Raw genomic sequence first — 26,649 nt, forward strand, 5'->3', positions numbered from 1 at the left:
GCAGCATCCAAGCCCAGGTTGCCGGGGCTTGTCCGGCCAGCATCAGCGACCCGGAGCGCCGCCAGTTGCCCGAACTCCGCCTGGCTTACCAGTTCAGCATCAGCGTCAGGGGCAGTACCTGGAGCGCATCCTGCTGGTCGTACTGCGGGTACCGCGCTCCGCCTGCCTTACCAGTTCGGCATCAGCGTAAGGGGCGGCGCCTTGAGCGCTTCCAGTTGGTCGTGCAGGGTCGCTATCTGCTGGCGCCAGTAGTGATCCGTATTGAACCAGGGGAAGTGACGGGGGAAGGCGGGATCCTCCCAGCGCCGGGCCAGCCAGGCCATGTAGTGGACTATCCGCATGGCTCGCAGCGGTTCGATCAGCGCCAGCTCCCGCGGGTCGAACTCCATGAACTCCTCGTAGCCGGCCAGCAGGGTGTCGAGCTGGATCTGCTGCTCGTGGCGCTCGCCGCTCAGCATCATCCAGAGATCCTGGATGGCGGGGCCGGTGCGGCAGTCGTCGAGATCGACGAACAGGGGGCCGTCACGCCACAGTATGTTGCCGGGGTGGCAATCCCCGTGCAGGGAGATCCGGGCCACGTCCAGGGTCATGGCGTCGCAGACATGCCGGATCAGCTCGTCGAGCACCCCGAAGAACTGCTTGGCCAGGCCGCTCGGCACCCACTCTCCGGCCGCCAGCAACTGACGCGGCTCGTGCAGCATGCTCTCCACGTCCAGCTGGACCCGATGGTGGAAGGAGTGACTGGCCCCGACACTGTGGATGCGGCCGAGATAGCGCCCCACCCACTCCAGCTGATCCAGGTTGTCCACCTCGAACTGGCGACCACCGACGCTCTGCCAGATGGCGAAGGGGTAGCCCTGATACTCCAGCAGGGTCTCGCCGGCAAAGGCGATGGGGGCGGCGACCGGGATCTCCGTCTCACGCAGGCGAGCGGCAAACTCGTGCTCCTCGAGGATCTGGGCCCGGCTCCAGCGACCGGGGCGGTAGAACTTCACCACGTAACGGCGACGCTCCTCATCCTGAAACTGGTAGACCCGGTTTTCATAGCTGTTGAGCTCGATGAGGCCGGAGTCGATGCGCAGGCCGCTGAGATCGATCGCATCCATGATGAGGTCGGGATTGAGGTCGGAATAGTTGAAACGCATGTCATCCACCATGAGAAAGGGGCGCTGTTGCGCCCCATTCTATCCGAGATAGCCGATCAATGCCGCCCATGATCCCGATCCGGGACATTCCACGGACGCCCGTGGCACGCCGGATCAGCCGTCCGGGACGGCCCCTCAGAGCCGGCTGATAAACTTGCTGGGCTGGCGCAGGGTACCCTTGCTGTCGTCCGGTGCGGCTCCTTCCCGTTTGAGCACGAACTGGACATCCAGGGTCGGCCGCTTCAGGTTGAAGGGATCCACCGCCAGGCTCACCGGCAGGGTGAAGATTTCCCCTGGTTTGAGAGTCACTTCCCGCGGGCCGAACCACTGGTGCTCCGGCAACCCTTCCACATCCAGCTGATAGGTCTGGGACTGCAGGGTCTTGTTGAGGATCTTCAGGGTATAGGTGTTCTCGATGAGCCCCTCGCTGTTCTCGCGGAACAGCTGGTTGCGATCCCGCAGTATGTCGAGCCCCATGGGCATGATGGACATGGCGTTGTAGACGAAGACTCCCAGCATGATGACCATCACCAGGCCATAGCCGAGCAGCTTGGGCCTGGCCACATGGGTCTGGTTGTGGGCCAGCTTGTGCTCTGTGGTGTAGCTGATCAGTCCCTTCGGATAGCCCATCCGATCCATGGTCTGATCGCAGGCATCGACGCAGGCGCCGCAGTTGATGCACTCGTACTGCAGGCCGTCGCGGATGTCGATACCGGTCGGACAGACCTGCACGCAGAGATCGCAGTCGATGCAGTCCCCCAGCCCCAGCGACTTGGGATCGGCCTTGCGGCCACGGGCGCCACGGGTCTCGCCGCGCTTGCTGTCGTAGCCGACTATGTAGGTGTCCTTGTCGAACATGGCGGACTGGAAGCGGGCATAGGGGCACATGTGGATGCACATGATGGCGCGCATCCAGCCGGCGTTGCCGTAGGTGCAGGCCGCGAAGAAGAGCACCCAGAAGATGACCCAGCCGCTCGCCTGCAGGGTGAAGAAGTCAGGCACCAGCTGGAACACATCCTGGAAGTAGGCGACGAAGGTGAGGCCGGTGCCCAGGGACAGCAGGATCCAGGCCAGGTGCTTTGCACCCTTGCGGGCCAGCTTCTCGCCACTCCAGGGGGCGGCATCCAGCTTGCGGCGCTTGTTGGCGGCGCCTTCCAGCTTCTCTTCGAACCAGATGAACATAAAGGTCCACACCGTCTGGGGGCAGAGATAGCCGCACCAGACCCGGCCGAGGAAGGTGGTGACGAAGAAGAGGGCGAAGGCGGCAATCATGAAGACCCAGGCCAGCAGGGTCAGATCCTGCGGCCAGATGGTGGCGCCGAAGATGTGGAACTGCTGATGCTCCAGATCGAACAGCACCGCCTGGCGGCCGTCGTAGCGCAGCAGGGGCAAGGTGACGAAGAGGGCGACGAAGAACCAGCCCATGACCTTGCGCACCCGCTGCCAGTAGCCGGTCTGGGACCTGACGTAGATGCGGTTACCGGGATTGAACCTGTCATCGCCCGCCTTGAACGTGTGGGGATTGAAGGTCCCGGTGACGTTCTTGTCGGTCACATCCTTGATATCGATCTTGTCCTGGTCGGCCATTGCAGCACATAGCTCCACTCATATTGTTATGAAGGCGATTATATCTTAAACAGCCTGCTAATTGTGTGGGTTAAATGTATCTATAGTTCGAGTGCCGTCGCAATTTCAGGCAACAAAAAAGGCCCATAGCCAGTTGACTATGGGCCTTTTTAGAGATTCTCTTGAAACCTTCCTCTTCCGGCAACCCGGCGGTCGGGTTACTTGATGCCGCGGGCCTTGAGCAGGGCTTCCTTGAAGTCAGGAACATGATCCTTGGCCAGGCCCGGAATCATCGCCTGCTTGTCGGATTCGCGCATCTTGAGGTGGTAGATCAGCATGTCGTCGGTCAGCTCGGACAGGGCGCCCTCATAGCCGGCCTCTGCCGCCAGTTTGGCGATGAATTGCACCAGGCTGAGATCCTGCTCCTTGATCCAGGCGGGCTGCAGCAGCTCCAGCAGCTCTTCGATACGATGACATTGCATAGACGACCTCTTTAATCTGTCATGTGAAACTCAGGCAACCTTACCCATCAAGGCTACTTCGATACGATCCCGGCCATTATGCTTGGCCTGATAGAGGGCCGCATCCGCTTTTTGGATAAGCTCGGTGATGGAGTTGTGCTGATCCGGCACCAGGGTCGCCACCCCGAAGCTGCAGCTGACCCGGCCGGATACCCGGGACTTGTGGTGGGGAATGCCCAGGGTACGCAGGGCCGTTTGCACCTGTTCGGCGAGCTGCATGGCCCCCTGCAAGGTGGTGCAGGGCAGCAGCAGGGCAAACTCCTCCCCGCCGTAACGGGCGGCCAGATCGTCTTCCCGCCGCAACACCTCGGCCAGCAGGCTCGCCACCTGCTGCAGGCACTGGTCACCCAGCTGGTGGCCATAGTGATCGTTGAATTGCTTGAAGTAGTCCACATCCACCAGCACCAGGGAGAGGGGCGCCCTGGCCCTGTGACAGCGGCGCCAGGCTCGCGCCAGGGTGTCGTCCAGGTGAGCCCGGTTGGCGATACCGGTCAGGCCGTCCAGGCGGGAGGTGAGCTTGAGATGCTCCGAGACCGCCTTGAGCTCGGCCACCAGATCGGCGTTGGAGAAACTGTGGTAAAGGGAGGCCACCTGATCCCGGCGCAACCGGCGCAGCAGGGTCGGCAGAAAGACGAACAGGTAACCCGCCAGCATGCAGGAGACGATCCGCTCCTGCTCGTTGCCGCCGCTGAGCTCGAACAGCATGGCGAACCCGAGCGGCAGCACGGCCCCGTAGAGGGTGCGGCGACTGCCGAACAGCATGATGGCGCTGCCGGTGAGGATCAGGCTGGTGAGCATCATCATGGCGGCGCGGTAGGTGTCCGGCAGTCTGTCCATGTAGAGCAGCACGCCGAGGGCCCAGATGATGGAGGTGATAGTCACCCCGATGAATAGCTCCCGCTCCAGCACCGGCAGCGGGAGCTCTGCCAGCCGGGGCTGACGCCAGCGCAGGTGCCACCAGCGTCCCAGCAACAGCAGGAAGACCAGGCCAAGCCAGCCGAGCGCCTCCCTGGCGGGCAGGTAGTCGTGGAACAGCAGGCTCCAGCTGATCGCCAGCAGCGCCAGACAAGGCAGGCTGAAGGAGGCGTGGGTATAGAGCTGGACCATGATGGCCCGCCGCACCTGGTGATTCACACTCTGGGTCAACTGGGTACTCCCTGTACAAGAGCCGCACAGTTTAACACTCCCTTTTCCTGCTCAACAATCAATCGCCCGCTATTAAGCAGCCACTCAGCCCCCAATCCGCCGTGCGCCGCGCAGCACAGGCGGGATCCCGGGCCGCCCCGGCCTGCCCGCTCTCGTCGTGCCACGCCGGCAGGATCCCGTGCAGCTCCAGCCTGCCCGGGCTCCCTCAGCCCTTCTCGAGTTCGTCGAGGATGGGACATTGGGGATTCGCGTCCCCGTGGCAGCACCCCACCACCTCCTCCAGGGAGCTGAGCATGGCCTGCAGACCGGCGATCCGGGCCCGCAGATCGACGATCTTCTCCTGCGCCAGCTTCTTCACCTGGGCGCTGGTCCTGTGCTCGTCCCGATAGAGCGCCAGCAGCTCCTGACACTCCTCCAGGTTGAAGCCGGTTTCCCGCGCCCGCTTGACGAAGCGCAGCTCCCGCAGGGCGCCGTCTGTGTAGCTGCGATAGCCGTTGTCGCTGCGCACCGGTGCCGAGATGAGGCCGATGCTCTCGTAGTAGCGGATGGTCTTGGCGGACAGCCCAGTGGCCTTGGCAACCTTGCTGATGTTCATGGATGGCTCCTTTTCGATTCAGATTGGCGCTGGCCGCCCGCCCTGGGCTGCCAGCGTTTCAGTAACAGGGAATTGCTCAATACCGTGATGCTGCTCAGGGCCATGGCCGCCCCCGCCAGCTCGGGGCTGAGATAGCCCAGCGCCGCCAGCGGAATGCCGATGATGTTGAACACGAAGGCCCAGAACAGGTTCTGCTGTATGGTGCGCCAGGTGGCCGCCGAGATGTCGATGGCATCGGCCACCAGCCGCGGATCAGATCGCATGAGGGTGATGGAGGCGGTCTCCATGGCCACATCCGAGCCTGAGCCCATGGCGATGCCGACATCCGCCGCCGCCAGCGCCGGGGCGTCGTTCACCCCGTCCCCCACCATGGCCACCAGGCCCTGGGTACGGGCGCGCAGCGCCTCTACTTTCTCCACCTTGCCGGCGGGCAGCACTGAGTCAAAGGCGCCGTCCAGCCCCAGCTTGGCGGCGATATGGGCCACGGGTGCCGGCGCATCGCCGCTCACCAGCCAGCTGGCGATGCCGCGCTGGCGCAGGATGGCAATGGCCTCGGGGCTCTCGGGGCGCAGGGTATCGGCCAGGGCGGCGATAGCCACCGCCACGCCGTCGATGGCGACCCAGACCCGGGTCGCGCCGTCGGCGGGCGCTTCATCCTGCAGTGGCGGCTCAATGCCGAGCTGAGCCAGCAGGGAGGGATTGCCGATGGCCACCCTGTGCCCAGCCACTTGACCGAGAATACCGGCACCGACCCGCACCTCCACGGCTTCAGGCTGGGGCAGCACGACCTCTTTGCCGACCGCCTCGCGCATCGCCAGCGCCAGCGGGTGCTCGCTCGCCTGTTGCAGGGCGGCGGCGAGGCGCAGTTGTTCGTCGGTGCCGCTCCAGCTCGCCAGCACCGGCCGCCCCTGAGTCAGGGTGCCAGTCTTGTCGAAGATCAGCGCCTTGATGGCATGGGCCTTCTGCAGGGTATCCACGTCCTTGATCAGGATGCCGTGGCGCGCCGCCACCCCGGTGCCGGTGACGATGGCGGCCGGGGTCGCCAGCCCCAGGGCGCAGGGGCAGGCGATCACCAGCACGGCGACGGCTGCCAGCAGCGCCTGACCGAAGTCGTTACTGTAGGCATACCAGGCCAGCAGGGTGAACAGGGCTATGGCCATCACCACGGGCACGAAGATGGCGGAGACCCTGTCCACCAGCTGTTGCAGCGGCGCCTTGCCCATCTGGGCACGCTCCACCAGGGCGATGATCTTGCTGAGGCTGGAGTCCTCCCCCACGGTCGTGGCCTCTATCTCCAGCACGCCGGAGCGGTTGATGGCGCCGCCCAGCACGGCATCCCCCAGTGCGCGCGGCACCGGCAGGCTCTCGCCGGTGAGAATGGATTCATCCAGCTCGCTCTCACCACTCAGGATCTTGCCGTCCACCGGCACCCGCTCCCCCACCAGCACCCGCAGCCTGTCGCCGCGCAGCACCTCGTCGATGGCGACGCTCTGCCAGGCTTCGCCACGCCAGACGGTGACGGTGTCCGGCCGCAACGCCATCAGCTCGCGAATGGCGGACTGGGTACTGCGTCTGGCCCTCGCCTCCAGCAGTTTCCCGAGTGAAATCAGGGTAATGATGATGGCGCTCGCCTCGAAATAGAGCTTGCCGCTGGCGGCCATCCCCAGCGTCAGCAGCAGATAGAGGCTGTAGAAGTAGGCGGCACTGGTGCCTGTCACCACCAGCACATCCATATTGGCGGCGCGGTTCTTGAGGGCGAGCCAGGCGCCGCGATAGAAGCGGGCCCCGATCCAGAACTGCACCGGGGTGGCGAGCACCAGCTCCAGCCAGGCGGGCAGATGCCAGGGCAGCAGGCCGGCCATGGCGACCATGCCCACCAGCAGCGGCAGGGTGAGCAGAGCCGAAATAACAACCTGAGTCAGTGCCTGGCGGGCGGCTGCAGCTTCCTGCTCCTCACGGGCCAGCAGTTGCTGACGGCGCTGGCTGACGGAGCCTTGCGCCAGCTGGGCACCGAAGCCAAGCGCTTCTATATGGGTGCGCAGGGAAGCCGGGGTCTGGGTGCCGGGCACCAGCAGGATGCGGGCCTGCTCGAGGGAGAAATTGACCTCGGCCGAGATGACGCCAGGCAAGGCAGCCAGCATCTTGTTCAGCCGAGCCGAACAACCGGCACAGGTCATGCCGCTGATTTGAAACGACACGGTTTCACTGCCATAGCCGTAACCCTGCGCCGCTATGCTGTCCAGCACCGCAGGCAAGCGCACCGGATCGCTCAGCTCGATGGCCGCCTGCTCCAGCGCGAAGTTGACGCTGGCCGTCACGCCGTCGAGCTGGTTGAGGGCGGCCGTGATGCGGCTGGCGCAGTTGGCACAGCTCATGCCGCTGACGGGAAGTTGAATATGCATGGTCATGACAATCCTCCTCGGATAGACCAGCAAACCTTAACCTTTACCGTAAGGGCAAGCTCAAGTGAGCGCACCGACTTTTTGTGCAAATAAAAAACGGCGCCAAAAGGCGCCGCATTTAACACTCAGGGTGCGGCGATCAGATGCCGTACTGGACGCGATAGGCCTTCATGGCCGCCAGTTGCTCGGCCAGCGCGGGCTGCTCTGCCTGCTTCTCTTCCAGATAGGCGATGAGGTCGCTCATCTGGATGATGGCGATGATGTGGGCGCCGTAGTCACGCTCCACTTCCTGGATGGCGGAGAGCTCCCCCTTGCCCTTCTCCTGACGATCCAGGGCGATCAGCACACCCGCCAGGGAGGCGCCGTTGGCCTGGATCAGATCCATGGATTCGCGGATGGCGGTCCCGGCGGTGATGACGTCGTCCACCAGCATGATGCGCCCCTTGAGCGGGCTGCCCACCAGATTGCCGCCTTCGCCGTGATCCTTGGCTTCCTTGCGGTTGAAGCACCAGGGCACGTCCACGTCGTGCTGCTCCACCAGCTGCACCGCGGTGGCGGAGGCGATGGGGATCCCCTTGTAGGCCGGGCCAAACAGCACATCGAATTCGATGCCGGCATCCATCAGGGCGGCGGCATAGAAGCGACCGAGGCGGGCCAGATCGCGACCGCTGTTGAACAGGCCGGCGTTGAAGAAGTAGGGGCTCTTGCGGCCGGATTTCAGGGTGAACTCACCGAATTTGAGAACCTGTTTCTCCAGGGCGAACTCGATAAATTGACGCTGGTAGGCTTTCATTCTGGCTCCTTGCTTGGCTTGTCGTTTACTGGTGTGGGGGTATAAAAAAACGCGGTCAATGCCGCGTTTTTCAAATCAGAAATTCAGGAGAGCGCCTGCTTCTGCAGCGCTATGATGTCGTCGATGCCGCCCTTGGCGAGCGCCAGCATCGCCAGCAGCTCCTCGTGGGTGAAGGGCTCGGCCTCGGCGGTGCCCTGCACCTCTATGATGCGACCGTCTTCGGTCATCACCACGTTCATGTCGGTCTCGGCGGCGGAATCTTCTACATACTCCAGATCGCAGATGGCTTCGCCCTGATACATACCGACGGAGACGGCGGCGATCATCTGCTTGAGCGGGCTCTGCTTGAGCATGCCCTTCTCGACCATCCAGTTCAGCGCATCCACCAGGGCCACGCAGGCACCTGTGATGGCGGCGGTGCGGGTGCCGCCGTCGGCCTGCAGCACGTCACAGTCCACAGTGATGGAGTGCTCGCCAAGCGCGGTCAAGTCCACGGCGGCACGCAGGGAGCGGGCGATCAGTCGGGAGATCTCCAGGGTGCGACCGCTCTGCTTGCCGGCGGCCGCCTCGCGGTTCATGCGCGAATGGGTGGAGCGCGGCAGCATGCCGTACTCGGCGGTGACCCAGCCCTGACCCTTGCCTTTCAGGAAGCGCGGCACGCTGGTGTCGACGCTGGCGGTGCACAGCACGCGGGTGTGGCCGAACTCCACCAGCACAGATCCTTCCGCATGCTTGGTGAAGTTGCGGGTGATGGTAACCGGGCGCACTTGCGCGGCACTGCGATCGCTGGGACGGGACATGGGACTGACCTCTGGGCTGGCTGAATTGGCGCAGGAGTATAAGCCATTGCTACTCAAATATCAGCCGCTAAAACCACGGCATCGGCTGACGGGGCAAGCCTGGCTGAGTATACTGGCCGCACACTTCATCAAGCCCGGAACAATCAATGATTCACAGCATGACCGCCTACGCCCGCAAGGAATTCAAGGGCGACTGGGGCACAGCCGTTTGGGAAATTCGTTCGGTCAACCAGCGCTATCTGGAAACCTACATCCGCCTGCCGGAGCAGCTGCGCAGCCTGGAGCCGGTCCTGCGTGAGCGTTTCCGTGCCAAGCTGCAGCGCGGCAAGGTGGAGTGCAACCTGAGGTTCGAGGCAGCGCAGGCCGCCGCCAGCCAGCTGCACATCAATGAAGAGCTGGCCAAGCTCATCATCGACAGCGCCAACTGGGTAATGAAAGAAGCGGGCCAGGGCCAGCTCAACCCGGTGGACGTGCTGCGCTGGCCGGGTGTCATGGCCGCCGCCGAACAGGACATGGATGCAGTCGCCACCGAACTGCTCGGCGGTTTCGATCTGACCATGGAAGATTTCCTCGCCTCCCGCGCCAGCGAAGGGGCCAACCTCAAGAACTTGATCCAGCAGCGTCTGGACGGCATCCAGGTGGAAGTGAAGAAGGTGCGCGTACACCTGCCGCAAATCATCGAGTGGCAGCGCCAGAAGCTCACCGACCGCCTGAGCGAGGCCAAGGTGGAGCTGGATCCCGCCCGCATCGAGCAGGAAATCGTGCTGCTGGCCCAGAAGATCGACGTGGCCGAGGAACTGGATCGCCTGGAGATGCACATCAGCGAAACCATCAAGATCATGAAGAAGGGTGGCGCCTGCGGCCGTCGTCTCGACTTTATGATGCAGGAGTTCAACCGCGAGTCGAACACCCTCGGCTCCAAATCCATCAACGCCGAAGTGACCCAGTCCGCCGTCGAACTGAAGGTTCTCATCGAGCAGATGCGCGAGCAAATTCAAAACATCGAGTGACCCCCTCATCGATGCACCAGCCCCCGCCACCCGGGGGCTTTTTTATGTCATATCCCCAGTGTGATCAACGGCATGGCCCCAGTCGGGCCGCTTGTGGCAAGATAGGTGACTGCCTTTCACCGAGTCCCTGTCCGCCATGAATCTACCCAGTTATGAAGCCATGATGCCTGCGGTGCTCAAGGTGCTGGCCGATGGTCATTCCCGCCCCCTTAGGGAAGTGTTCGAGCGGGTTTGCCAACACTATGCCTTCACCCCGGAACAGCTGGCAGACACCTTGCCAAGTGGCCGCCAAACCACCATCCGCTCCCGGGTCGGCTGGGCCAAGACCTATCTGGTCAAGGCGGGGTTAATCGAGCAACCCAAACGCGGCATTTGTCTTATCACCGAACGGGGCAAGGTGGCGCTGGCCTCGGGTCACCCCATCGACAATCACTATCTGGCCCAGTTCAACGAGTTCGTCGCTTTCACCCTGGCCTCCAGCGAAAGCATGGGCAATCCGTCCCGGATCGTGACTGGCGCAGCAACACAGTCAACCCCCGAGCAGGCCAGTACACCGCAAGAGCAGATTGAACAGGCTCTGGCGGCCATCAATCAATCCCTTGCCGATGACTTGCTAGCCGAGATCCTTGGCCTTTCACCTCGCTTCTTTGAGCAGTTGGTGGTCGATCTCATGGTGGCCATGGGGTATGGCGGCAGTCAGCAGGATGCGGCCCGCACCACCCGTTACAGCAGTGATGGAGGTATCGACGGCATCATCAAGGAAGACCGGCTCGGGCTCGACTCCATCTACCTGCAGGCCAAGCGCTACACCGACAAGACGGTGGGCCGCCCAGACATTCAGGCTTTCGCAGGAGCGCTGGATCTGCACAAAGCCCGCAAGGGGGTCTTTATCACTACCTCAGGCTTTAGCCGCGAGGCACAGGAGTTCGTGGGGCTGATTGAGAAGCGCATTATCCTGATTGACGGCCCACATCTCGCCGCCTTGATGATTGAATACGGCGTCGGCGTCACCACCCGCCAGACCATCACCATCAAGACCCTGGATTCGGATTACTTTCTGGAAGACTGACCATGACCGAGCGCAGCAACTTCTATTTCCTTCAAGCCCATGCCCCCATTCTGCTTGAGCTGGCGCAGGGTGCTGAACGGGCATTCGCCGGTGATCCCAACACGACCCTGGTCAAGTTGCGTCAACTGAGTGAAGCCTTGGCCCAAGATATTGCAATGCGCTGTGGCATTGCCGCCCAGCCGCAGACCACACAGGCCGAACTGCTCTATCTGGTTGGCCGTGAGTTGTCGCTGGATCCGATAGTGATGAACCTGTTCCATGGGCTGCGCAAGGCGGGTAATCATGCGGTGCATCAGTTCAAGACCCGTCACAAGGAGGCCCTGGCCGGGCTCAAAGTCGCTCGAGACCTGGCTGTCTGGTACCACCGTTTCTTTGGCAAGGGGAGCGAACATTTCAAACCAGAGCCCTTTATCGTCCCCAAAGATCCCAGCGCCGAGCTGCACCAATTGCAGGAGCAGATAGCCAGGCTCAAAGATGAGCTCACCAGTGCCAGTAGCCAGCTCGATCAGAATCAGGAGTTGGCCGAGTTGCTGGCGCGGGAGAAGAAGGAATATCAGGAGCTGGCTGAGCTGATGGACAGCGAGGCCAGAGAGCTTGCCTCCCAGGCCAAGACTCACCAACAGGCGCTCGCTACCCAGCAGCAGGAGTTCGAACGCCGCCTTGCCCAATTGCAGCAGCAATTACAGCAGCAAAGCGAAGAGGCCAGGAAGCAGGCAGCGCTGGCCCTGCAAGGGTTTGCCAGCAAGGCAAAGCGCATCACCGACACCTTGGTTCTCGACGAGGCCAGTACCCGCATTCTCATCGATCAACAGTTGCAGGATGCTGGCTGGGAGGCGGACTCCGAGCAACTCGATTACCGCAAGGGGGCTCGTCCGCAGAAGGGGCGCAACATGGCCATCGCCGAATGGCCAACCGAGCATCACGGGGAGAAGGGTCGGGCCGATTACGTGCTCTTTATCGGCCTGATGCCGGTCGCCGCCGTAGAGGCGAAAAAGATGAATACCAATGTGGCCGGCAAGATCCCTCAGGCGGGGCGCTACAGCAAGGGGTTTGCCCTGTCAGGTTTGATGGTCAGCCCCTGGGTGCTGGAGGGTCGCTCGTCCCCCTGGCACGATGGTCAAGGTGAACAGTATCAACTCCCCTACCTCTATTCCTGCAACGGTCGCCCCTTTGTCAAACAGCTGGCCGAGCAATCCGGCATCTGGTTTCGCGATGCCCGCCACCCGAGCAATCTCGCCCGTGCACTGCAAGAGTTCCACTCGCCGGACGGGCTGCTGGATCTGCTCAAACGCAGCCGCGAACAAGCTGAGCAGACACTCAAGCAAGAGGGATTTGGTTACCTCAAGGTGAGACCCTATCAGCAGAAAGCCATCGAGGCGGTGGAATCTGCGCTCGCGCGCGATCAACGCAACTGTCTGCTGGCCATGGCGACGGGGACGGGCAAGACCCGCACCATCATTGGTCTGATGTATCGCTTCCTCAAGGCAGAGCGTTTTCGCCGCATCCTCTTTCTGGTGGACAGGACAGCACTCGGCGGCCAAGCCCTGGATGCGTTCAAAGATGCTCGCCTCGAACAAAACCAGACTCTGTGGTCTGCTTACACCATCGCAGAGCTCGGAGACATGGCGGCGCAAGCCGAGACTCGCATTCAGGTCGCCACCGTGCAGGCCATGGTCAAACGTATCTTCGCCAGTGATAACCGACCGCCGATCGATGAGTTCGACTGCATCATAGTGGACGAAGCCCACCGGGGTTACGCCCTGGATCAGGAGATGACCGAAGGGGAGCTCTCCACCCGCGATGCCGCGCAATATCTGTCGAGCTACCGTCGGGTGCTCGACTACTTCGATGCGGTCAAGATTGGCCTCACCGCCACCCCTGCTAAACACACCAGCGAGATTTTCGGCAAACCGGTCTACCTCTACTCCTACCGCGAGGCGGTGGCCGATGACTGGTTGATCGACCACGAATCGCCGATCCGTTTCCAGACCGAGCTGACCGAGCATGGCATCAACTTCAGCAAGGGCGAGACGGTGACCGCCATCGATACCCGAACCGGCGAGATCGAGACCGCGGAGCTGGAAGACGATCTCAACTTCGAGGTGGATGCCTTCAACAAACGGGTGATCAACGAATCCTTCAATCAGATCATCTGCCAGGCGCTGGCACAGGAGCTGGATCCCTTCGGCGAAGAGAAGACCATGATCTTCTGCGCCACCGACAACCATGCCGACATGGTCAAGCGGCTGCTGGATGCCGAGTTCAAAACCCTCTACGGCGACAGCTATAACCAGGAGGCGGTCGCCAAGATCACCGGCAAGAGTGACAGGGTGAGCACCCTGATCAGCCGCTACAAGAACGAACGCTACCCCAATATCGCCATCACTGTGGACCTGCTCACCACCGGCATCGACGTGCCGCGCATCTGCAATCTGGTCTTTATGCGTCGGGTCAAGTCACGGATCCTCTATGAGCAGATGATGGGGCGGGCCACACGTCGCTGCGACGACATAGGCAAGACGGTGTTTCGCATCTATGACCCGGTGGATATCTATGCCGCGCTGGCCGAGGTCAACACCATGCAACCCCTGGTCAAAAATCCCGATATCACCCTGGCGAAGCTGGTTGGTGAGCTGAGCGATGAACAGTGTCTGGAGCAAGCCCTCAACGTGGCGGGAGACGAGCCGGGCCAGAGTCAGGCTGACACCATCTTGAGCCAGCTCAGCCAGAAGGTGATGCGGGTGCTGCGCAAGGCCGAGGGCAAGGCGGATCGCTACCCGGCCTTGAAGCAGAAGCTGGCCGAACTGGGGGAAGAATGGGGTATTGAGCCGGGCAAGCTGCATCAGCACCTCCATCAGCTTGGGCCAAGGCAGGCCAGCCACTTTTTGCGCCAGCACGCCACCCTGCTAGGCGAACTGGCGCAGGTGGAGGAGTTGATCGGCAGCGAATATCGTCCGGTGATTTCAGATCATCAAGACAGGCTCACCCTGCGCGAGCAGAGCTATGGTGCCTATGGCAGGCCAGAGGATTATCTGGATGGTTTCGCCGACTTTATCCGTCAGCAGCTCAACAGCAATGCGGCACTGATGGCGGTGATCAATGCCCCACGCAACCTCACCCGAGCCCAGCTCAAGGAGGTCAAGCTGCTGCTCGACAGTGCCGGTTTCAAGGAGGCCAACCTGCAGAGTGCCTGGCGCAGCCAGACCAATCAGGACATCGCCGCCAGCATCATAGGCCATATTCGCCGTGCCGCCCTTGGCGAGCCGCTCATCCCCTATAGCGAACGGGTACGGCTGGCGATGGAGCAGATCTACCGCAGCCAGAGCTGGACGCCCATCCAGCGCAAATGGCTGGATCGCCTGGCCAGGCAGTTGGTGCACGAGGTGATCGTCGATCGCGACTTTATCAACGAGCGCTTTGCCGATGATGGCGGCGCCAAAAGGCTTGACGGTCTGCTCGGTAGACAACTCGATAAACTGCTGGACCAGCTTGGTGACGCGCTCTGGCAAGTTGCCTGACAAACGGCAGCAGCCCCGACAGATATAGAAAAGGGCTCCTTTTATCTATGTGGGCCGTGATATGTATAGAAAATTAAAATTTCTATACATACAATCGCCGCCATATACAGAAAAGGGGACTTTCTATGCCCATTACCCCGCTGCCGCTGGCCAATATCGCCGAGCTCGAGAGCCGCGCCGTGCTCAAGAAGAGCGCCGAGGCTCACCGCTATCTGGCCGAACTCAAGGGGGTGGCGGCCAGCATCCCCAACGAGGGGATCCTGATCAATACCCTGTCGCTGCAAGAGGCAAAAAACAGCTCGGAGATCGAGAACATCATCACCACCCAGGATGATCTCTACCGCGCCAACCTGTTTGAAGAGGCGGTCAATCCGGCCACCAAAGAGGTGCAGGATTATGCCGCCGCCCTCAAGCAGGGCTTTGCCATTGTGCGCCGTCAGCAGCTGATCCGGCTGGCCGACATTCTGGCGGTGCAGCAGTGTTTGGAAAAGAACCGCGCCGGCTTGCGCCGTCTGCCCGGCACCGATCTCAAGAATGCCCGCACCGGCGAGGTGATCTACACCCCGCCCCAACATGCAGACGAGATAGCAGCCCTGATGGACAATCTGGTGCGCTATATCAATGACGACGAGCTCTGTGATGCCGATCCCCTGGTCAAGATGGCCATCATCCACCACCAGTTCGAGAGCATTCACCCCTTCTATGACGGCAATGGCCGCACCGGCCGCATCCTGAACCTGCTCTATCTGGTGGCTCAGGGGCTGCTCAACCTGCCGGTGCTCTATCTCAGCCGCTACTTTATCCAGGACAAGGGGCGCTACTACCACGAGCTGCAAGCGGTGCGTGATACAGGTGACTGGGAGCCCTGGCTGCTCTACATGCTCGATGCGGTGATCGACACGGCCCAGAGCACCATAGCGCTCATCACCGGCATCAAGGAGCTGATGGCCAGCTACAAGCAGGGCATCCGCGAACAACTGCCCAAGATCTACAGTCAGGATCTGCTCAACAACCTCTTCAACCACCCCTACACCAAGATCGACTTTGTCATGGGCGATCTCGGGGTGACCCGCATCACCGCCACCCGCTATCTGGATCTGCTGGTGGAGCAGGGATTCTTGCAAAAACAGAAGATTGGTCGCGGCAATTACTACATCAACCAGCCCCTGTGCGCCCTCCTGGCCGCCCACAGCTGATCACCGGAACACCCATGCGCAACAACGATATCGTTCAAAAACTGTGGAACCTGTGCGACGTCCTGCGTGACGACGGCATCAACTACTCCGACTATGTCACCGAGCTGGTGCTGCTGCTCTTTATCAAGATGGTGCACGAGAACGAAGAGGCGGGCATTCTGGCCGCCCACACCCTGCCCGAGCATTGCCGCTGGCCAGAGCTTGCCAGCCGCTCCGGCCTCAACCTGCTCAACCACTATCGCCAGATGCTGGTGGATCTCTCCAAAGACCAGGATCCCCTGATCGCCGCCATCTATGCGGATGCCCAGACCCGGCTGCGCGAGCCGCGCCATCTGGAGCAGATGATCAAGACCCTTGACCAGATCGACTGGTTTAGTGCCAAGCAGGATGGCCTGGGGGATCTCTATGAAGGGCTGCTGGAGAAAAACGCCGGCGAAACCAAATCCGGTGCCGGCCAATACTTCACTCCGCGCGCCCTGATCAACAGCATGGTGCGCTGCCTCCAGCCCAAGGCGGGGGAAGTGATTCAGGATCCGGCCGCCGGCACCGCCGGTTTTCTCATCGCCGCCGACCAGTACATCAAGAGCCAGTCGGACTATGACGACTTGACGCTGCAACAGGTGCGTTTCCAGAAGCAGAAAGCCTTTATCGGGGTCGAGCTGGTGCCCAATACCCGCCGCCTGGCCCTGATGAACTGCCTGCTGCACGGCATGGAAGGGGACGAAGAGGGGGTGGTCCACCTCGGCAATGCCCTGGGACAGGCGGGTGCCGCCTTGCCCAAGGTCGATATCATCCTCGCCAACCCGCCCTTTGGCACCAGCAAGGGGGGCGAAGCCAGCAATACCCGCGACGATCTCACCTACAAGACCAGCAACAAGCAGCTCGCCTTCTTGCAGCACATCTATCGTGGCCTCAAGCCTGGTGGCCGCGCCGCCGTGGTACTGCCCGACAACGTGCTGTTTGAAGCCGGGGTCGGTACCGAGGTGCGCCGTGACCTGATGGACAAGTGCAACCTGCACACCATCTTGCGTCTGCCCACCGGCATCTTCTACGCCCAGGGGGTCAAGACCAATGTGCTCTTCTTCCAGAAGGGCAGCGCCACTGACCCCTATCAGCAGGAGGGCTGCACCCAGGCCGTCTGGGTCTATGACCTTCGCACCAATATGCCGAGCTTTGGCAAGCGCACCCCCTTTGGCAATGCCGCCATTGGCTTTACCGAGGCCGAGTTCGGCACAGATCCCCATCTGGGCCCCTTTGAGCAGGTATTTGGTGCCAACCCCAATGGCACCGGTTTACGCACGGAAGGGGAATACAGCTTCGGCGCAGAAAAAGTCGAGCTGGCCGATGATGCCGCGAACCAGAACACAGACCCCGAGCTGGCTCGCAGCCGCTGGCGCTGCTTTGGCCGGGAGTGGATCCGCGATAACAAGGGCGATTCGCTGGATATCAGCTGGCTCAAGGATAAAAACAGCGTCGATGCGGCCGACTTGCCCGAGCCGCTGGAATTGGCCAATGAGGCCAAGGATGAGCTGGAAGCGACGCTGGCCGAATTGCAGGAATTGGTTAAAGCGCTGGAGGGGATGGCCTGATGATCTCATTGCCTACCGAATGGGTGGAAACCACTCTTGATAATATTGCCGATTGGGGATCTGGTGGTACACCATCCAGAAAAAATGAAGATTATTATGGTGGTAACATCCCATGGTTCAAAACTGGTGACCTCGGGGAAAAAGTAATACAAAATCCAAGCGAGTTTATTACCGAGCTTGGTCTGAAAAATTCGAGTGCCAAGCTCTTTCCAAAAGGTGCGGTAGCCATTGCAATGTATGGCGCGACCATTGGGAAAACATCCATTCTTGGCATAGACGCGACAACCAATCAGGCTTGTGCTGTTGGTAATCCGAAGCATAATATTACTACGTCAGAGTTTTTATATTACTTTTTGCTAAATGAGAAAGATAACTTTATTGCAAAAGGAAAAGGTGGAGCGCAACCAAATATATCTCAAGCACTAATAAAGGAGCATGTAGTTTATTTTCCACCATTCGCGGAACAAAAAGAGATTGTCGGCCGACTCGATAAGTTGCTGGCTCAGGTGGAGGCCACCCAAGTCCATCTGGCCCGGATCCCGTATATTATCAAGCGTTTCCGCCAATCAGTACTGACAGCAGCTGTCAGTGGAGAATTGACAGAGGAGTGGCGGGAGAGGAACGATGTTTTAATAGAGCACTGGATTGCTACCAACATAGGTTGTGTAGCGCAAGTTGCGACGGGGAAAACACCTAAGCGAACAAACCCTGCTTATTGGGATGAAGGATCTATACCGTGGTTAACTAGTGCAGCGACGGGCACAGCATTTATATTTGAAGCTGAGCAGTTTGTTACTAATGTAGCGATCAAGGAATGTACATTAAAGATATTTCCAGCGGGGACCTTGCTATTGGCAATGTATGGAGAAGGTAAAACACGAGGTCAAGTAACAGAGATGCGGTTAAAGGCTACATGCAACCAAGCATGCGCCGCAATACTTGTTGATGAATCTAAAGCAAGCAAATGTTTTATTAAGCTACGCTTACAAGAAAATTATGAAGAGACAAGAAAGGCTGCTGTTGGTGGAGCGCAACCAAACTTAAATTTGAATAAAGTTAGAGAAATTCCAGTACACCTTCCAAGCGAAGCAGAACAAACCGAAATTGTCCGCCGGGTAGAACAGCTCTTTGCCTATGCCGATACCCTCGAGCAGCAGGCCAAAGCGGCCAAGGAGCGGGTCGATAAGCTGACCCAGGCCATCTTGGCCAAGGCGTTTCGTGGCGAGCTGACCGCCGACTGGCGTGCCGCTAATCCCGACCTGATCAGTGGCGACAATAGCGCCGCCGCCCTGCTGGCCCGCATCCAGGCCGAGCGGGCCGCCGCCAAACCGCGCAAGAACCGTAGGGTGTAATGAACAGCGTGAATTACACCGCAAGACGCCAAAACGGGCGAGCAAACCGGCAATCAACCCCACCTAATCAGGAGTCACCCTATGACCGAGGTTCAGCCCCATAAGACCCGCTCCCGCCGCCTGCGCAAGAAGCTGCATCTGGGGGAGTTTCAGGAGTTCGGTTTTCAGCTCACCTTTGTCCTGAAACCCGAGTTGGTTAGCTTTGAAGAGGCGCTCGATCGCTGGCTCGCATTTATCGAGTCGCAAGGCTGGGGTTTCGGTGGCGGTGGCGCCCTCTCGGGGCGCGAGATCGGCGGCTATCTCTGCCAGTTTGCCGGTGGCACGCTCACCGAGTCGGATAGAGAGCAGGCCGCCCAGTGGTTGGCCAGCCAATCCTGGGTGGCCAACCACCAGATCGCACCCTTGAACGATGCCTGGTACGGCCCCTGGGGGGCTTAACGGTTTCCATGGGTGAGCCGCCGAACTCTCCCCTAGGAAACGAACGAGCGACAGTCCCCCTGCCCAACACCCCGTTCAAACAGCATCCCCCCTTTGAAAAAAGAACGGGCCTGCAAGTGCAGGCCCGTTCTTTTAGCTGATAACCACCCGTTCTGGCTGGGGGTGCGGCCTCTTATCCGTTTGACGCTTTAAATTTGCGGCTGCGCAGCAGCAGGGGGAGCTGGTAGAGCACCAGGGCACCCAGCACCAGGCCGGCGCCGGCCAGCTTGGCAGGGCCCAGCGGCTCGTCGTAGAAGAGGGTGCTCAGGATCAGGGTCCAGACGGGTTCCAGCAGCATCAGCAGGGCGGCGTGGGCCGTGGTCATCTGGCTCAGGGCGTGGGTGAGCAGCCAGTAGCGCAGTGTGGTGGCGATCAGGACGCTGGCGGTAAACCAGCCCCAGACACCAGAGCTGATGTCGGCGGGCCACTGCTCTGTCAGCAGGGAGAGCAGGGTGCCGATCAGGCCGGTCACCGCCAGCTGGATGCAGGTGAGCCAGGTAGGGGGAATGGACTGGGCGAAGTGGCGGTGCACCGCGAGCTGAACCCCCAGGGTGGCGGCAGCCGCCAGAAACCAGAACAGGGACAGGGACACGCCCCAGTGGGTGCTGCTGGAGAGCAGCAGCAGGCCGGCCACGGCGATGGGCAGGGTGAGCCAGTAGTGGCGGCCGGGTCTGGCCTTGAAGGCGGCCCAGGCGGCGAGCGGCGCCATCAGGGTGGCCACGCTCATGATGAAGGCGCCGCTGCCCAGCGCATCGCTCTGGCTGATGGCGGTGACCCAGAACAGCAGGCTGGCCCCGAGCAGGGTGCCACACCCGGCGGCGCGCAGCAGTTGCGAACGGCTGGGGGGCGGCTCGCGCAGCCAGGCGAGTGGCAACAGCAGCAGGGCGGCCAGCAGGAAGCGGCTGCCGATAAAGGCGGCGGTGGGCAGCTCGCGAATAGCCTCTTTCGAGAAGAGCCAGCCGGCGGCGGCCAGCAGGGTGACCAGTATCATCAACAGCAGGGGAGCGCGGTTCATCGGGGCATCACAGGGTCAAGGCAAAGGGCAGAGCATAAAGGAAAGCAGGCCGGATTGCCTGCGGCGTTTGCCCCTGCCCCGGGATCAGGCGGGACTATGAGCGGGCACGGGGTGACCCACCAGGGCCACCCGCACTAGTCGTTTTCCAGTGCGGCGAGGCAGTGGGACAGGGTGCGCGCCAGCGCCCCCTGGTTGCGCAGCACCACGGCACGAGCCTGCTCCCCCATCTGGCGGCGGGCGCCCGCATCGCCGAGCAGCGTAATCACCTTGTCGCCCAGGGCATCGGCATCCGCCACCACGGCGGCGCCCCCCTGAGCCACCAGCTGGCGGGTGATGTCGCTGAAGTTGAAGTAGGCGGGGCCGGTCAGGCAGGGTTTGCCGAGCGCCGCCGGCTCCAGCAGGTTGTGGCCACCAATCTTCACCAGGCTGCCGCCGACGAATGCCAGATCGGCGGCCGCCAGCATCAGCGGCAACTCGCCCATGGTATCGCCGAGATAGACCTTGTCCGTCTCGCTCACCGGCTTGCCCTGACCCTGGCAGTGAGAGCGCAGCACGCAGCCGTAGGGGGCACACAGCTCGGCCACCCGGGCAAAACGCTCGGGATGGCGCGGCACCAGGATCAGCAGGGCAGACGGATGTGCCTTGAGCACCCGATCGAAAGCGGCCAGCACCTGCTCGTCCTCCCCCTGATGGGTGCTGGCGGCGATCCAGACCGGCCGCTCCTGTCCAAGCTGCTGACGCAGGGCGCGGCCCCGGGCCTGCACCTCGTCGCCAAACTGGATGTCGAACTTGATGGAGCCGGTCACCGCCAGCCGCTCGCGGCCTATTCCCAGACGATGGAAGCGATCCGCGTCGTCCTGGTGCTGGCACAGCAGGTGAGTCAGCGGGCGGCTGAGGGCATCGAAGGCGCCCTGGAAACGGGCATAGCGCTGGCAGGATCGCTCGGAGAGGCGGGCATTGAGGATGGTCACCGGCAGGTTGCGTGCCTCGCAGGCCGCCAGCCAGTTCGGCCACAGCTCTGTCTCCATCACCCAGAGGGCGCGGGGCTTGAAGGTGGCCAGAAACGCCGAGACGGCCCAGGGGTAGTCCAGGGGCGCATAGCGATGCACCACCAGATCCCCGAGCTTGGCCGCCTGCTCGGCGCCGGTGCGGGTGGTGGTGGTGAGCAGTATGGGCAAGGAGGGCTGCTCCGCCTTGAGGGCGCGGATGAAGGGGCTGATGGCCAGCGTCTCCCCCACGCTCACCGCATGGATCCAGAGCGGCGCCTCCTGCCCTGTGGCAGGCGTCCGCCCCAGGTGCTCGGCCCAGCGCTTGCCGAAGCCGGGCTTGCCTTTTTTGGGCTTGTAGAGCGCCAGCAGCGCCAGCGGCAGGCCCAGGTGGATCAGCAGGTTGTAGAGCAGCCGATAGATCATGCTACTGACCTTCGCCGCCGGTCGCGGGCTCAGCCACCGGCTGCAGCGCTATGATCAGGTCCGCCCCGTCACTGCGCTCCAGCCGTTTGCCCGCCTCTATGACCTGCTCCGGCATCAGCTCGATCAGGCACTTGAGGTGGCCGAACTTGCAGGTGCGCTTGAAACAGGGGCGGCATTCGATGTCGGTGTGCACTATCTCCACCCTGTCCGCCAGGGGCGGCGTGTAGAGCGGCGAGGTGGAGCCGTAGACGCCGATCAACGGCCGGTTGAGGGCGGCGGCGACGTGCATCAGGCCCGAGTCATTGGCGATGACCCGACCTGCCAGGGCCATGAGATCGATCGCCTCGTGCAGGCTGGTCTTGCCCGCCAGCACGTGACAATTGGGACGGGACAGGGGATTGATCCGGTCCCGTATGGTGTTGGCCACCTCCACATCCTTGCCGGAGCCGAAGATCCACACCTGCCAGCCTTCATCCAGATGCTTCTGGGCCACCACGGCGTAGTGCCCCTCGGGCCAGCGCTTGGCCGGGCCGAACTCGGCCCCCGGGCAGAGCACCAGCACGGGGCGGGCGCGATTCAGGCCGAGCCGCTCCAGGGCCTTGTCCTGATTGACGAGATCCACGTGCAGGGACGGATGGGGAATGGACGGAATGTCGCTCCGGCTCTTCATCTGTGCCTTGGGGTAGGCCAGCGCCAGATAGGCTTCCACCATCAGCGGGAAGGCCTGCTTGTTGCTGCGCATGTCGTTGAGCAGGCCGAAGCGGTGCTCCCCCTTCCAGCCGGTACGCACCGGGATCCGGGCAAACCAGGGGATGAGGGCCGACTTCATGGAGTTGGGCTGGATGATGGCCTGATCGTACTTTTCGGCGGCCAGCTGCTTGCCGAGCCGGCGGCGGGCCCCCAGCTTGAAGTCACCGTGGCCGAGCGGCATGGGGATGGCCTTGTCCACCTCGGGCATCCGCTCCAGCAGGGCCACGCACCAGGCCGGGGCCATCACATGCAGCTCGCTGTCCGGGTGATTGCTCTTGAGCGCCTTGTAGAGGCTCTGGGACATCACCATGTCGCCGACCCAGGAGGGGCCGATCACCAATATCTTCATCGCGCGTCTTCTCTCGGGACTGGCCCGGCTGTTAATCGTTACTGGGCGAGATTATGCCCCAAGAAAGGCCGAAGAAATAACAGAAGATCCCTGCCTGATGCGCAAGAGGCCTTCAGGGGCAGCACAACGGGGAGCGGGCCCATGCCCCGGCCGGGGTTTTAGGCTAGAATGGGCGCCAATCCGAGCATGACCCGCCCGCCGGGCGCCAACAAGAGTCCAGAACCCGTGAAAAAACCGACCCTGGCGGCCGTCCTGATCGTCAAGAACGAAGCCGACAACCTGCGCGCCTGCCTCGCCTCCCTCGATGGCCTGGTGGACGAAATCGTCATCCTGGACTCCGGCAGTCAGGATGAGACCCCCACCATCGCCGCCGAATTCGGCGCCCGCTTCTTCGTCAACACGGCCTGGCCCGGTTTCGGTCGCCAGCGCCGCCTCGCCCAGTCCCATGTCCAGTCGGAATGGGTGCTGTGGCTGGATGCGGACGAGCGGCTCACCCCGGAACTGAAAGCAGCCATTGCCACCGTCATGGCCAACCCGGCGGGCGACACCATCTACTCCATCCCCCGCCTCTCCTGGGTGTTCGGCCGCTTCATCCGCCACAGCGGCTGGTACCCGGATCGGGTACTGCGTCTCTACCCCAGGGCGCTCACCGGCTACAACGAGGCGCTGGTGCACGAGAAGGTGGAGGTGCGCGCCAACATGAAGATCGTCAACCTGCACGGCGACCTGCTCCACTTCACCTACCGGGATCTGGAGCACTATCTGGTCAAATCCGCCGGCTACGCCAGGGCCTGGGCCGATCAGCGCACCGCCCGTGGCAAGAAGGGTTCCCTCGGTCAGGGGCTGGTGCACGCCGTCGGCTGCTTCCTCAAGATGTACCTGCTCAAGGCCGGCTTCCTCGACGGCAAGCAGGGGCTGCTGCTGGCCATCCTCTCGGCCCACTCCACCTTCGCGAAGTACGCCGACCTCTGGATCCGCCAGCAACCACAGGCGCCGGACCAGGCACAAAAGTAAGCCGGCATGGTGACACTCCCATGACGAGACAGGGCCCCGAGGGGCCCTGTCTGCATTCTCAGCTCTCTGCCTGCCAGAACGGCGGTGCCCAGCGGGCTATCGCCGCCGCCATCGTCTTGGGATCGAGCTGGCTCATGTCTTCCGGGTGGTCGCTGTCTTCCGGCGGGCTGAAGGCCAGATGACGCCCCTCGCTGTTGAGCGGACGCCAGCGCAGCGGCGTGGCGGAGCGGTGCGCCGGGAAGAATCCTATGGTCGGCACGTCCAGCGCCGCGGCTATGTGCAGCGGCCCCGTGCTGCCCGCCACGAACAGGGCGGCGTTGGCCATCACCTGACAGAACTTCGGCAGCCCCTCGTCGGAGCGGTAGATCCAGCCGTTGCCGCCGTGGGCCAGCAGCTCGGCCGCCAGTTGCTCCGCCTTGCTCTCCTCCCCGGGCCCCGCCGTCAGCACGCACTGCAGTTCAGGGCAGGCCTGGTTGAGCTTGATGATGAGGCGCGAGTACTGCTCTATGGAGAGGTTGTTGGCCGAGCCGCCGCTGCCGGCGTGCACCATCAGCCAGGGGCGGCTCGCATCCAGCTTCAAGCGGCTGGCGATCTGCTCGCGCACCTGTTGCAGGCTCTCGGGATCGAAGCTGAGGTAGGGCCCCTGGGGCTCCACCACGCTCAGTTGCTGGTCGGCCAGGAAGCGGCGCACCAGATCCAGGTTGTACTCGTACTCCGGCTTCTGGGAGCGGGAACGGCGCTGCACCAGCCGCTGGTTGTAGAGCACCTGGGCCAGCTTGGTGGCCGGGGCCAGCCGGTAGGGAATGTGCGCCTTCCACACCAGCTTGGCGTTACGGGTGTTGGAGAAGAGGCAGATGGAGGCATCGAAGGCGGCCGCCTTGATGCGGGCCAGCAAGGCGCGTTGCTGTTCCTTGTCGGCCCGGGCACCCGGATCCAGAATGATCTCGTCGATCCAGGGGCAGAGGCGGGCCAGCGGCGCCGTGTAGGCGGGAACCAGGGCAGTCACATGACACTCCATGGAGCGCTTGAGCATGGCAAAACTCGGCCAGGCCAGCATGAAGTCACCAATCTTGTCATTGCGTACTACCAGAATACGTTTCATAAAAAATCCCTTTGCTCCCTGTCACCAATGCAGGGAGGCTTGATGCGCGGTGCGGGTATTCTTGCCTGATGCCGGGCTATTCTCAAGCGAAGACGCCGAGGGGCCCTGATTTGGGCGATCAAACCTGGGGCGTCGCGCCAGAAATCCGCGCCATCCCGGTCGCGACAAACCAGCAACAGCCCCTATAATGCGACCAATTTTCCCGGTTGCAGGAATCAGCAGCATGACCAACAAGGTAATCTATCCCGGCACCTTCGACCCCATCACCAACGGCCACACCGACCTGATTGGCCGGGCCGCCAGGCTGTTTGACGAGGTGGTGGTCGGGGTCGCCAACAGCCCGAGCAAACGGCCGCTGTTCGATCTGGCGGAGCGCGTCCTGCTGGCTCAGCAGGTGACCGCCCATCTGCCCAACGTCAAGGTGGTGGGCTTCTCCGGCCTGCTGGTGGATTTTGCCAGGGAGCAGCAGGCCAACGTGCTGATCCGGGGCCTGCGCGCCGTCTCCGACTTCGAGTACGAATTCCAGCTGGCCAACATGAACCGCCGCCTGATGCCGGAGCTTGAGAGCGTCTTCCTCACCCCGGCGGAAGAGAACTCCTTCATCTCCTCCACCCTGGTGAAGGAAGTCGCCCTGCACGGCGGCGACATCCACCAGTTCGTCGATCCCCTGGTGGCGCAGGCCATCGCCGCCAAACAGGGCAAGTGACAACGCAAACAGGCTACCCTCGGGTAGCCTGTTTGTCGGGGCAACTGGCGCAGCCCCGGTCTCCCGCCCCTGCCGTCAGTCCGGCGTGCGGTTCAGCGCCTGCTGACAGTTGAGCGTCAGCTCGTCCAGCCAGGCGTAGCGACGTCGGTACATGGCCCGCTTCTTGGCGGCCACCTCTTCCAGCGGCTTGCGCACCACGGGCTGCAACCGCACGAAGTTGGCATCCTGATCCAGGGCACCGAACTCCTGCCACAGCTCGTCATAGTCCGCCTGCAGGCAGGCTTTTTTCTTCTTGCTGTAGCGTCTGGCCTGGAAGATGTGCGCCTTCATCCGCACGGCCGAAACACGGCTTGCCCCCATGGCCCCGGCCAGCGCCATCACCAGCATCACCACCAGCGACTTGGGTCTCAGACCATGACCCGCCTTGGTCAGTGCCCGTACCTGCTCCTGGGGCCGCTCGACACCGGGCTCGGGGCCCTGCACCGAGCCTATCACCAGCGCCAGATCGTGCTCGCTGCCCGCCAGCGAGAAGGCGCAGCTGTAGAGCCGCTCCCCCTGCTCGTTGACGATGGAGAGGGCCAGTTCGGCCTCCCGCCGGAAGGTACCGTCGTGGCGCAACACCAGGCGGCAGCCGCCCTCGGGGTAGCGGCCGAGTTCGATCCCCTCCCCCAGATAGAGCGGGTCGATCAGGTCAGGATAACGGGCCAGCAGCAGCCGGTAGTGATCCTCCACCATCCTGACTCGCTGGTTCACGGTCGAGCAGGCGAAGCGATAGGGTCGCATCGGCTTGTCGAGCAGCTCGGGGTAGTGGGCAGGCAGGGCCCTCAGGGGTTCTGTCTGAAACAGCTCGAACACCCGGTTCAACTGCGGCCGGTAGAGCAGACTACGCAGCACGAACTTGCCACGATTGAAGGTCTTGCGGGCGCTGTCATCGGGATAAAGGAAGCGGGCCATTTTTTGGGCGCAATAGTGCCCCTGCCGGGATAAATGATCCCAGTCTATTGATTCTGCTGTCATTTTTATTACCTCGCAGCCTGAACTGGCGAGATAGTAGTCATGGACGAAAGCGGCATCAACAGACTGGCAATACTCTCTTACAACTTGGCCGGATATGGCCCAAAA

Annotated in this window: 22 protein-coding genes; 9 read left to right on the plus strand and 13 right to left on the minus strand. The window is 62.1% G+C overall.

Annotation, left to right across the window (positions count from 1 at the left end; translation table 11 throughout):
- Positions 1–167 precede the first annotated feature (167 nt).
- The 8 genes from Aeroheme_RS19990 to rph all read right to left on the minus strand — a co-directional run bounded on the left by Aeroheme_RS19990 (position 168) and on the right by rph (position 8,968).
- Positions 168–1,157 (minus strand): serine/threonine protein kinase, encoded by a 990-nt coding sequence (locus tag Aeroheme_RS19990; protein WP_111910825.1) that lies wholly within the window; start codon positions 1,155–1,157, stop codon positions 168–170.
- A gap of 123 nt (positions 1,158–1,280) precedes the next feature.
- The gene (gene ccoG / locus Aeroheme_RS19995) at positions 1,281–2,732 is read right to left on the minus strand and encodes a cytochrome c oxidase accessory protein CcoG (RefSeq protein WP_411166439.1); all 1,452 of its coding nucleotides are present in this window, start codon (positions 2,730–2,732) and stop codon (positions 1,281–1,283) included.
- Positions 2,733–2,929: 197 nt separating this feature from the next.
- The gene (locus Aeroheme_RS20000; RefSeq protein ID WP_025328759.1) at positions 2,930–3,193 is read right to left on the minus strand and encodes a YihD family protein; all 264 of its coding nucleotides are present in this window, start codon (positions 3,191–3,193) and stop codon (positions 2,930–2,932) included.
- A gap of 30 nt (positions 3,194–3,223) precedes the next feature.
- Entirely contained in the window at positions 3,224–4,378 is a 1,155-nt protein-coding gene (locus Aeroheme_RS20005; protein ID WP_411166440.1) for a diguanylate cyclase domain-containing protein, read from the minus strand.
- 205 nt (positions 4,379–4,583) lie between these two features.
- Positions 4,584–4,973 carry a Cu(I)-responsive transcriptional regulator gene (cueR, locus tag Aeroheme_RS20010; protein WP_005323722.1) on the minus strand — a complete coding sequence of 130 codons (390 nt, stop codon included), beginning with the start codon at positions 4,971–4,973 and terminating at the stop codon, positions 4,584–4,586.
- Entirely contained in the window at positions 4,970–7,381 is a 2,412-nt protein-coding gene (locus tag Aeroheme_RS20015) for a heavy metal translocating P-type ATPase (RefSeq protein WP_411166441.1), read from the minus strand. Before Aeroheme_RS20015 ends, cueR begins: the two co-directional genes overlap by 4 nt.
- Before the next feature lie 133 nt (positions 7,382–7,514).
- A complete protein-coding gene (gene pyrE / locus Aeroheme_RS20020) occupies positions 7,515–8,168 on the minus strand; it encodes an orotate phosphoribosyltransferase (RefSeq protein WP_371165816.1) in 654 nt (217 codons plus the stop codon).
- A gap of 83 nt (positions 8,169–8,251) precedes the next feature.
- On the minus strand, positions 8,252–8,968 hold the full coding sequence (gene rph, locus Aeroheme_RS20025; RefSeq protein ID WP_025328763.1) for a ribonuclease PH: 717 nt from the start codon (positions 8,966–8,968) through the stop codon (positions 8,252–8,254).
- Positions 8,969–9,114: 146 nt separating this feature from the next.
- Here rph and Aeroheme_RS20030 point away from each other — a divergent pair, with 146 nt between their 5' ends.
- The 7 genes from Aeroheme_RS20030 (at position 9,115) to Aeroheme_RS20060 (ending at position 19,140) form a co-directional block, all read left to right on the plus strand.
- Entirely contained in the window at positions 9,115–9,978 is an 864-nt protein-coding gene (locus Aeroheme_RS20030; protein WP_111910820.1) for a YicC/YloC family endoribonuclease, read from the plus strand.
- A 136-nt stretch (positions 9,979–10,114) separates the two neighbouring features.
- On the plus strand, positions 10,115–11,047 hold the full coding sequence (locus tag Aeroheme_RS20035) for a restriction endonuclease (RefSeq protein WP_163157539.1): 933 nt from the start codon (positions 10,115–10,117) through the stop codon (positions 11,045–11,047).
- A gap of 2 nt (positions 11,048–11,049) precedes the next feature.
- Positions 11,050–14,565: a type I restriction-modification system endonuclease gene (gene hsdR, locus Aeroheme_RS20040; RefSeq protein WP_411166442.1), complete on the plus strand. Its 3,516-nt coding sequence runs from the start codon at positions 11,050–11,052 to the stop codon at positions 14,563–14,565.
- A 125-nt stretch (positions 14,566–14,690) separates the two neighbouring features.
- A complete protein-coding gene (locus tag Aeroheme_RS20045; RefSeq protein WP_411166443.1) occupies positions 14,691–15,761 on the plus strand; it encodes a Fic family protein in 1,071 nt (356 codons plus the stop codon).
- A 14-nt stretch (positions 15,762–15,775) separates the two neighbouring features.
- A complete protein-coding gene (locus Aeroheme_RS20050) occupies positions 15,776–17,350 on the plus strand; it encodes an N-6 DNA methylase (protein WP_411166444.1) in 1,575 nt (524 codons plus the stop codon).
- On the plus strand, positions 17,350–18,702 hold the full coding sequence (locus tag Aeroheme_RS20055) for a restriction endonuclease subunit S (RefSeq protein ID WP_411166445.1): 1,353 nt from the start codon (positions 17,350–17,352) through the stop codon (positions 18,700–18,702). Before Aeroheme_RS20050 ends, Aeroheme_RS20055 begins: the two co-directional genes overlap by 1 nt.
- Before the next feature lie 81 nt (positions 18,703–18,783).
- Positions 18,784–19,140 (plus strand): 50S ribosome-binding protein YggL, encoded by a 357-nt coding sequence (locus Aeroheme_RS20060; RefSeq protein ID WP_411166446.1) that lies wholly within the window; start codon positions 18,784–18,786, stop codon positions 19,138–19,140.
- A gap of 172 nt (positions 19,141–19,312) precedes the next feature.
- On the opposite strand, the gene Aeroheme_RS20065 is transcribed toward Aeroheme_RS20060, so the two are convergent.
- The 3 genes from Aeroheme_RS20065 to waaF form a co-directional block, all read right to left on the minus strand.
- Positions 19,313–20,194: a DMT family transporter gene (locus Aeroheme_RS20065; RefSeq protein ID WP_411166447.1), complete on the minus strand. Its 882-nt coding sequence runs from the start codon at positions 20,192–20,194 to the stop codon at positions 19,313–19,315.
- A gap of 134 nt (positions 20,195–20,328) precedes the next feature.
- Positions 20,329–21,606 (minus strand): lipid IV(A) 3-deoxy-D-manno-octulosonic acid transferase, encoded by a 1,278-nt coding sequence (gene waaA, locus Aeroheme_RS20070; protein ID WP_411166448.1) that lies wholly within the window; start codon positions 21,604–21,606, stop codon positions 20,329–20,331.
- A gap of 1 nt (position 21,607) precedes the next feature.
- Complete coding sequence (gene waaF / locus Aeroheme_RS20075) at positions 21,608–22,705, minus strand: lipopolysaccharide heptosyltransferase II (protein ID WP_411166449.1); 1,098 nt, start codon at positions 22,703–22,705, stop codon at positions 21,608–21,610.
- Between the two features lie 225 nt (positions 22,706–22,930).
- On the opposite strand from waaF, the gene Aeroheme_RS20080 reads away from it, so the two are divergent.
- Positions 22,931–23,719: a glycosyltransferase family 2 protein gene (locus Aeroheme_RS20080; RefSeq protein ID WP_411166450.1), complete on the plus strand. Its 789-nt coding sequence runs from the start codon at positions 22,931–22,933 to the stop codon at positions 23,717–23,719.
- Between the two features lie 58 nt (positions 23,720–23,777).
- Here the strand turns inward: Aeroheme_RS20080 and Aeroheme_RS20085 are convergent, their stop codons facing one another.
- The gene (locus Aeroheme_RS20085) at positions 23,778–24,821 is read right to left on the minus strand and encodes a glycosyltransferase family 9 protein (RefSeq protein ID WP_411166451.1); all 1,044 of its coding nucleotides are present in this window, start codon (positions 24,819–24,821) and stop codon (positions 23,778–23,780) included.
- Positions 24,822–25,044: 223 nt separating this feature from the next.
- On the opposite strand from Aeroheme_RS20085, the gene coaD reads away from it, so the two are divergent.
- Positions 25,045–25,527 carry a pantetheine-phosphate adenylyltransferase gene (gene coaD, locus Aeroheme_RS20090; protein ID WP_139744767.1) on the plus strand — a complete coding sequence of 161 codons (483 nt, stop codon included), beginning with the start codon at positions 25,045–25,047 and terminating at the stop codon, positions 25,525–25,527.
- 75 nt (positions 25,528–25,602) lie between these two features.
- Here coaD and Aeroheme_RS20095 read toward each other — a convergent pair whose 3' ends face one another.
- Positions 25,603–26,481 (minus strand): VirK/YbjX family protein, encoded by an 879-nt coding sequence (locus Aeroheme_RS20095; protein WP_411167273.1) that lies wholly within the window; start codon positions 26,479–26,481, stop codon positions 25,603–25,605.
- Positions 26,482–26,649 lie beyond the last annotated feature (168 nt).

The sequence above is a fragment of the Aeromonas sp. DSM 116730 genome (assembly GCF_046581335.1).
GTDB classification, from domain to species: Bacteria; Pseudomonadota; Gammaproteobacteria; order Enterobacterales; family Aeromonadaceae; genus Aeromonas; species Aeromonas rivipollensis.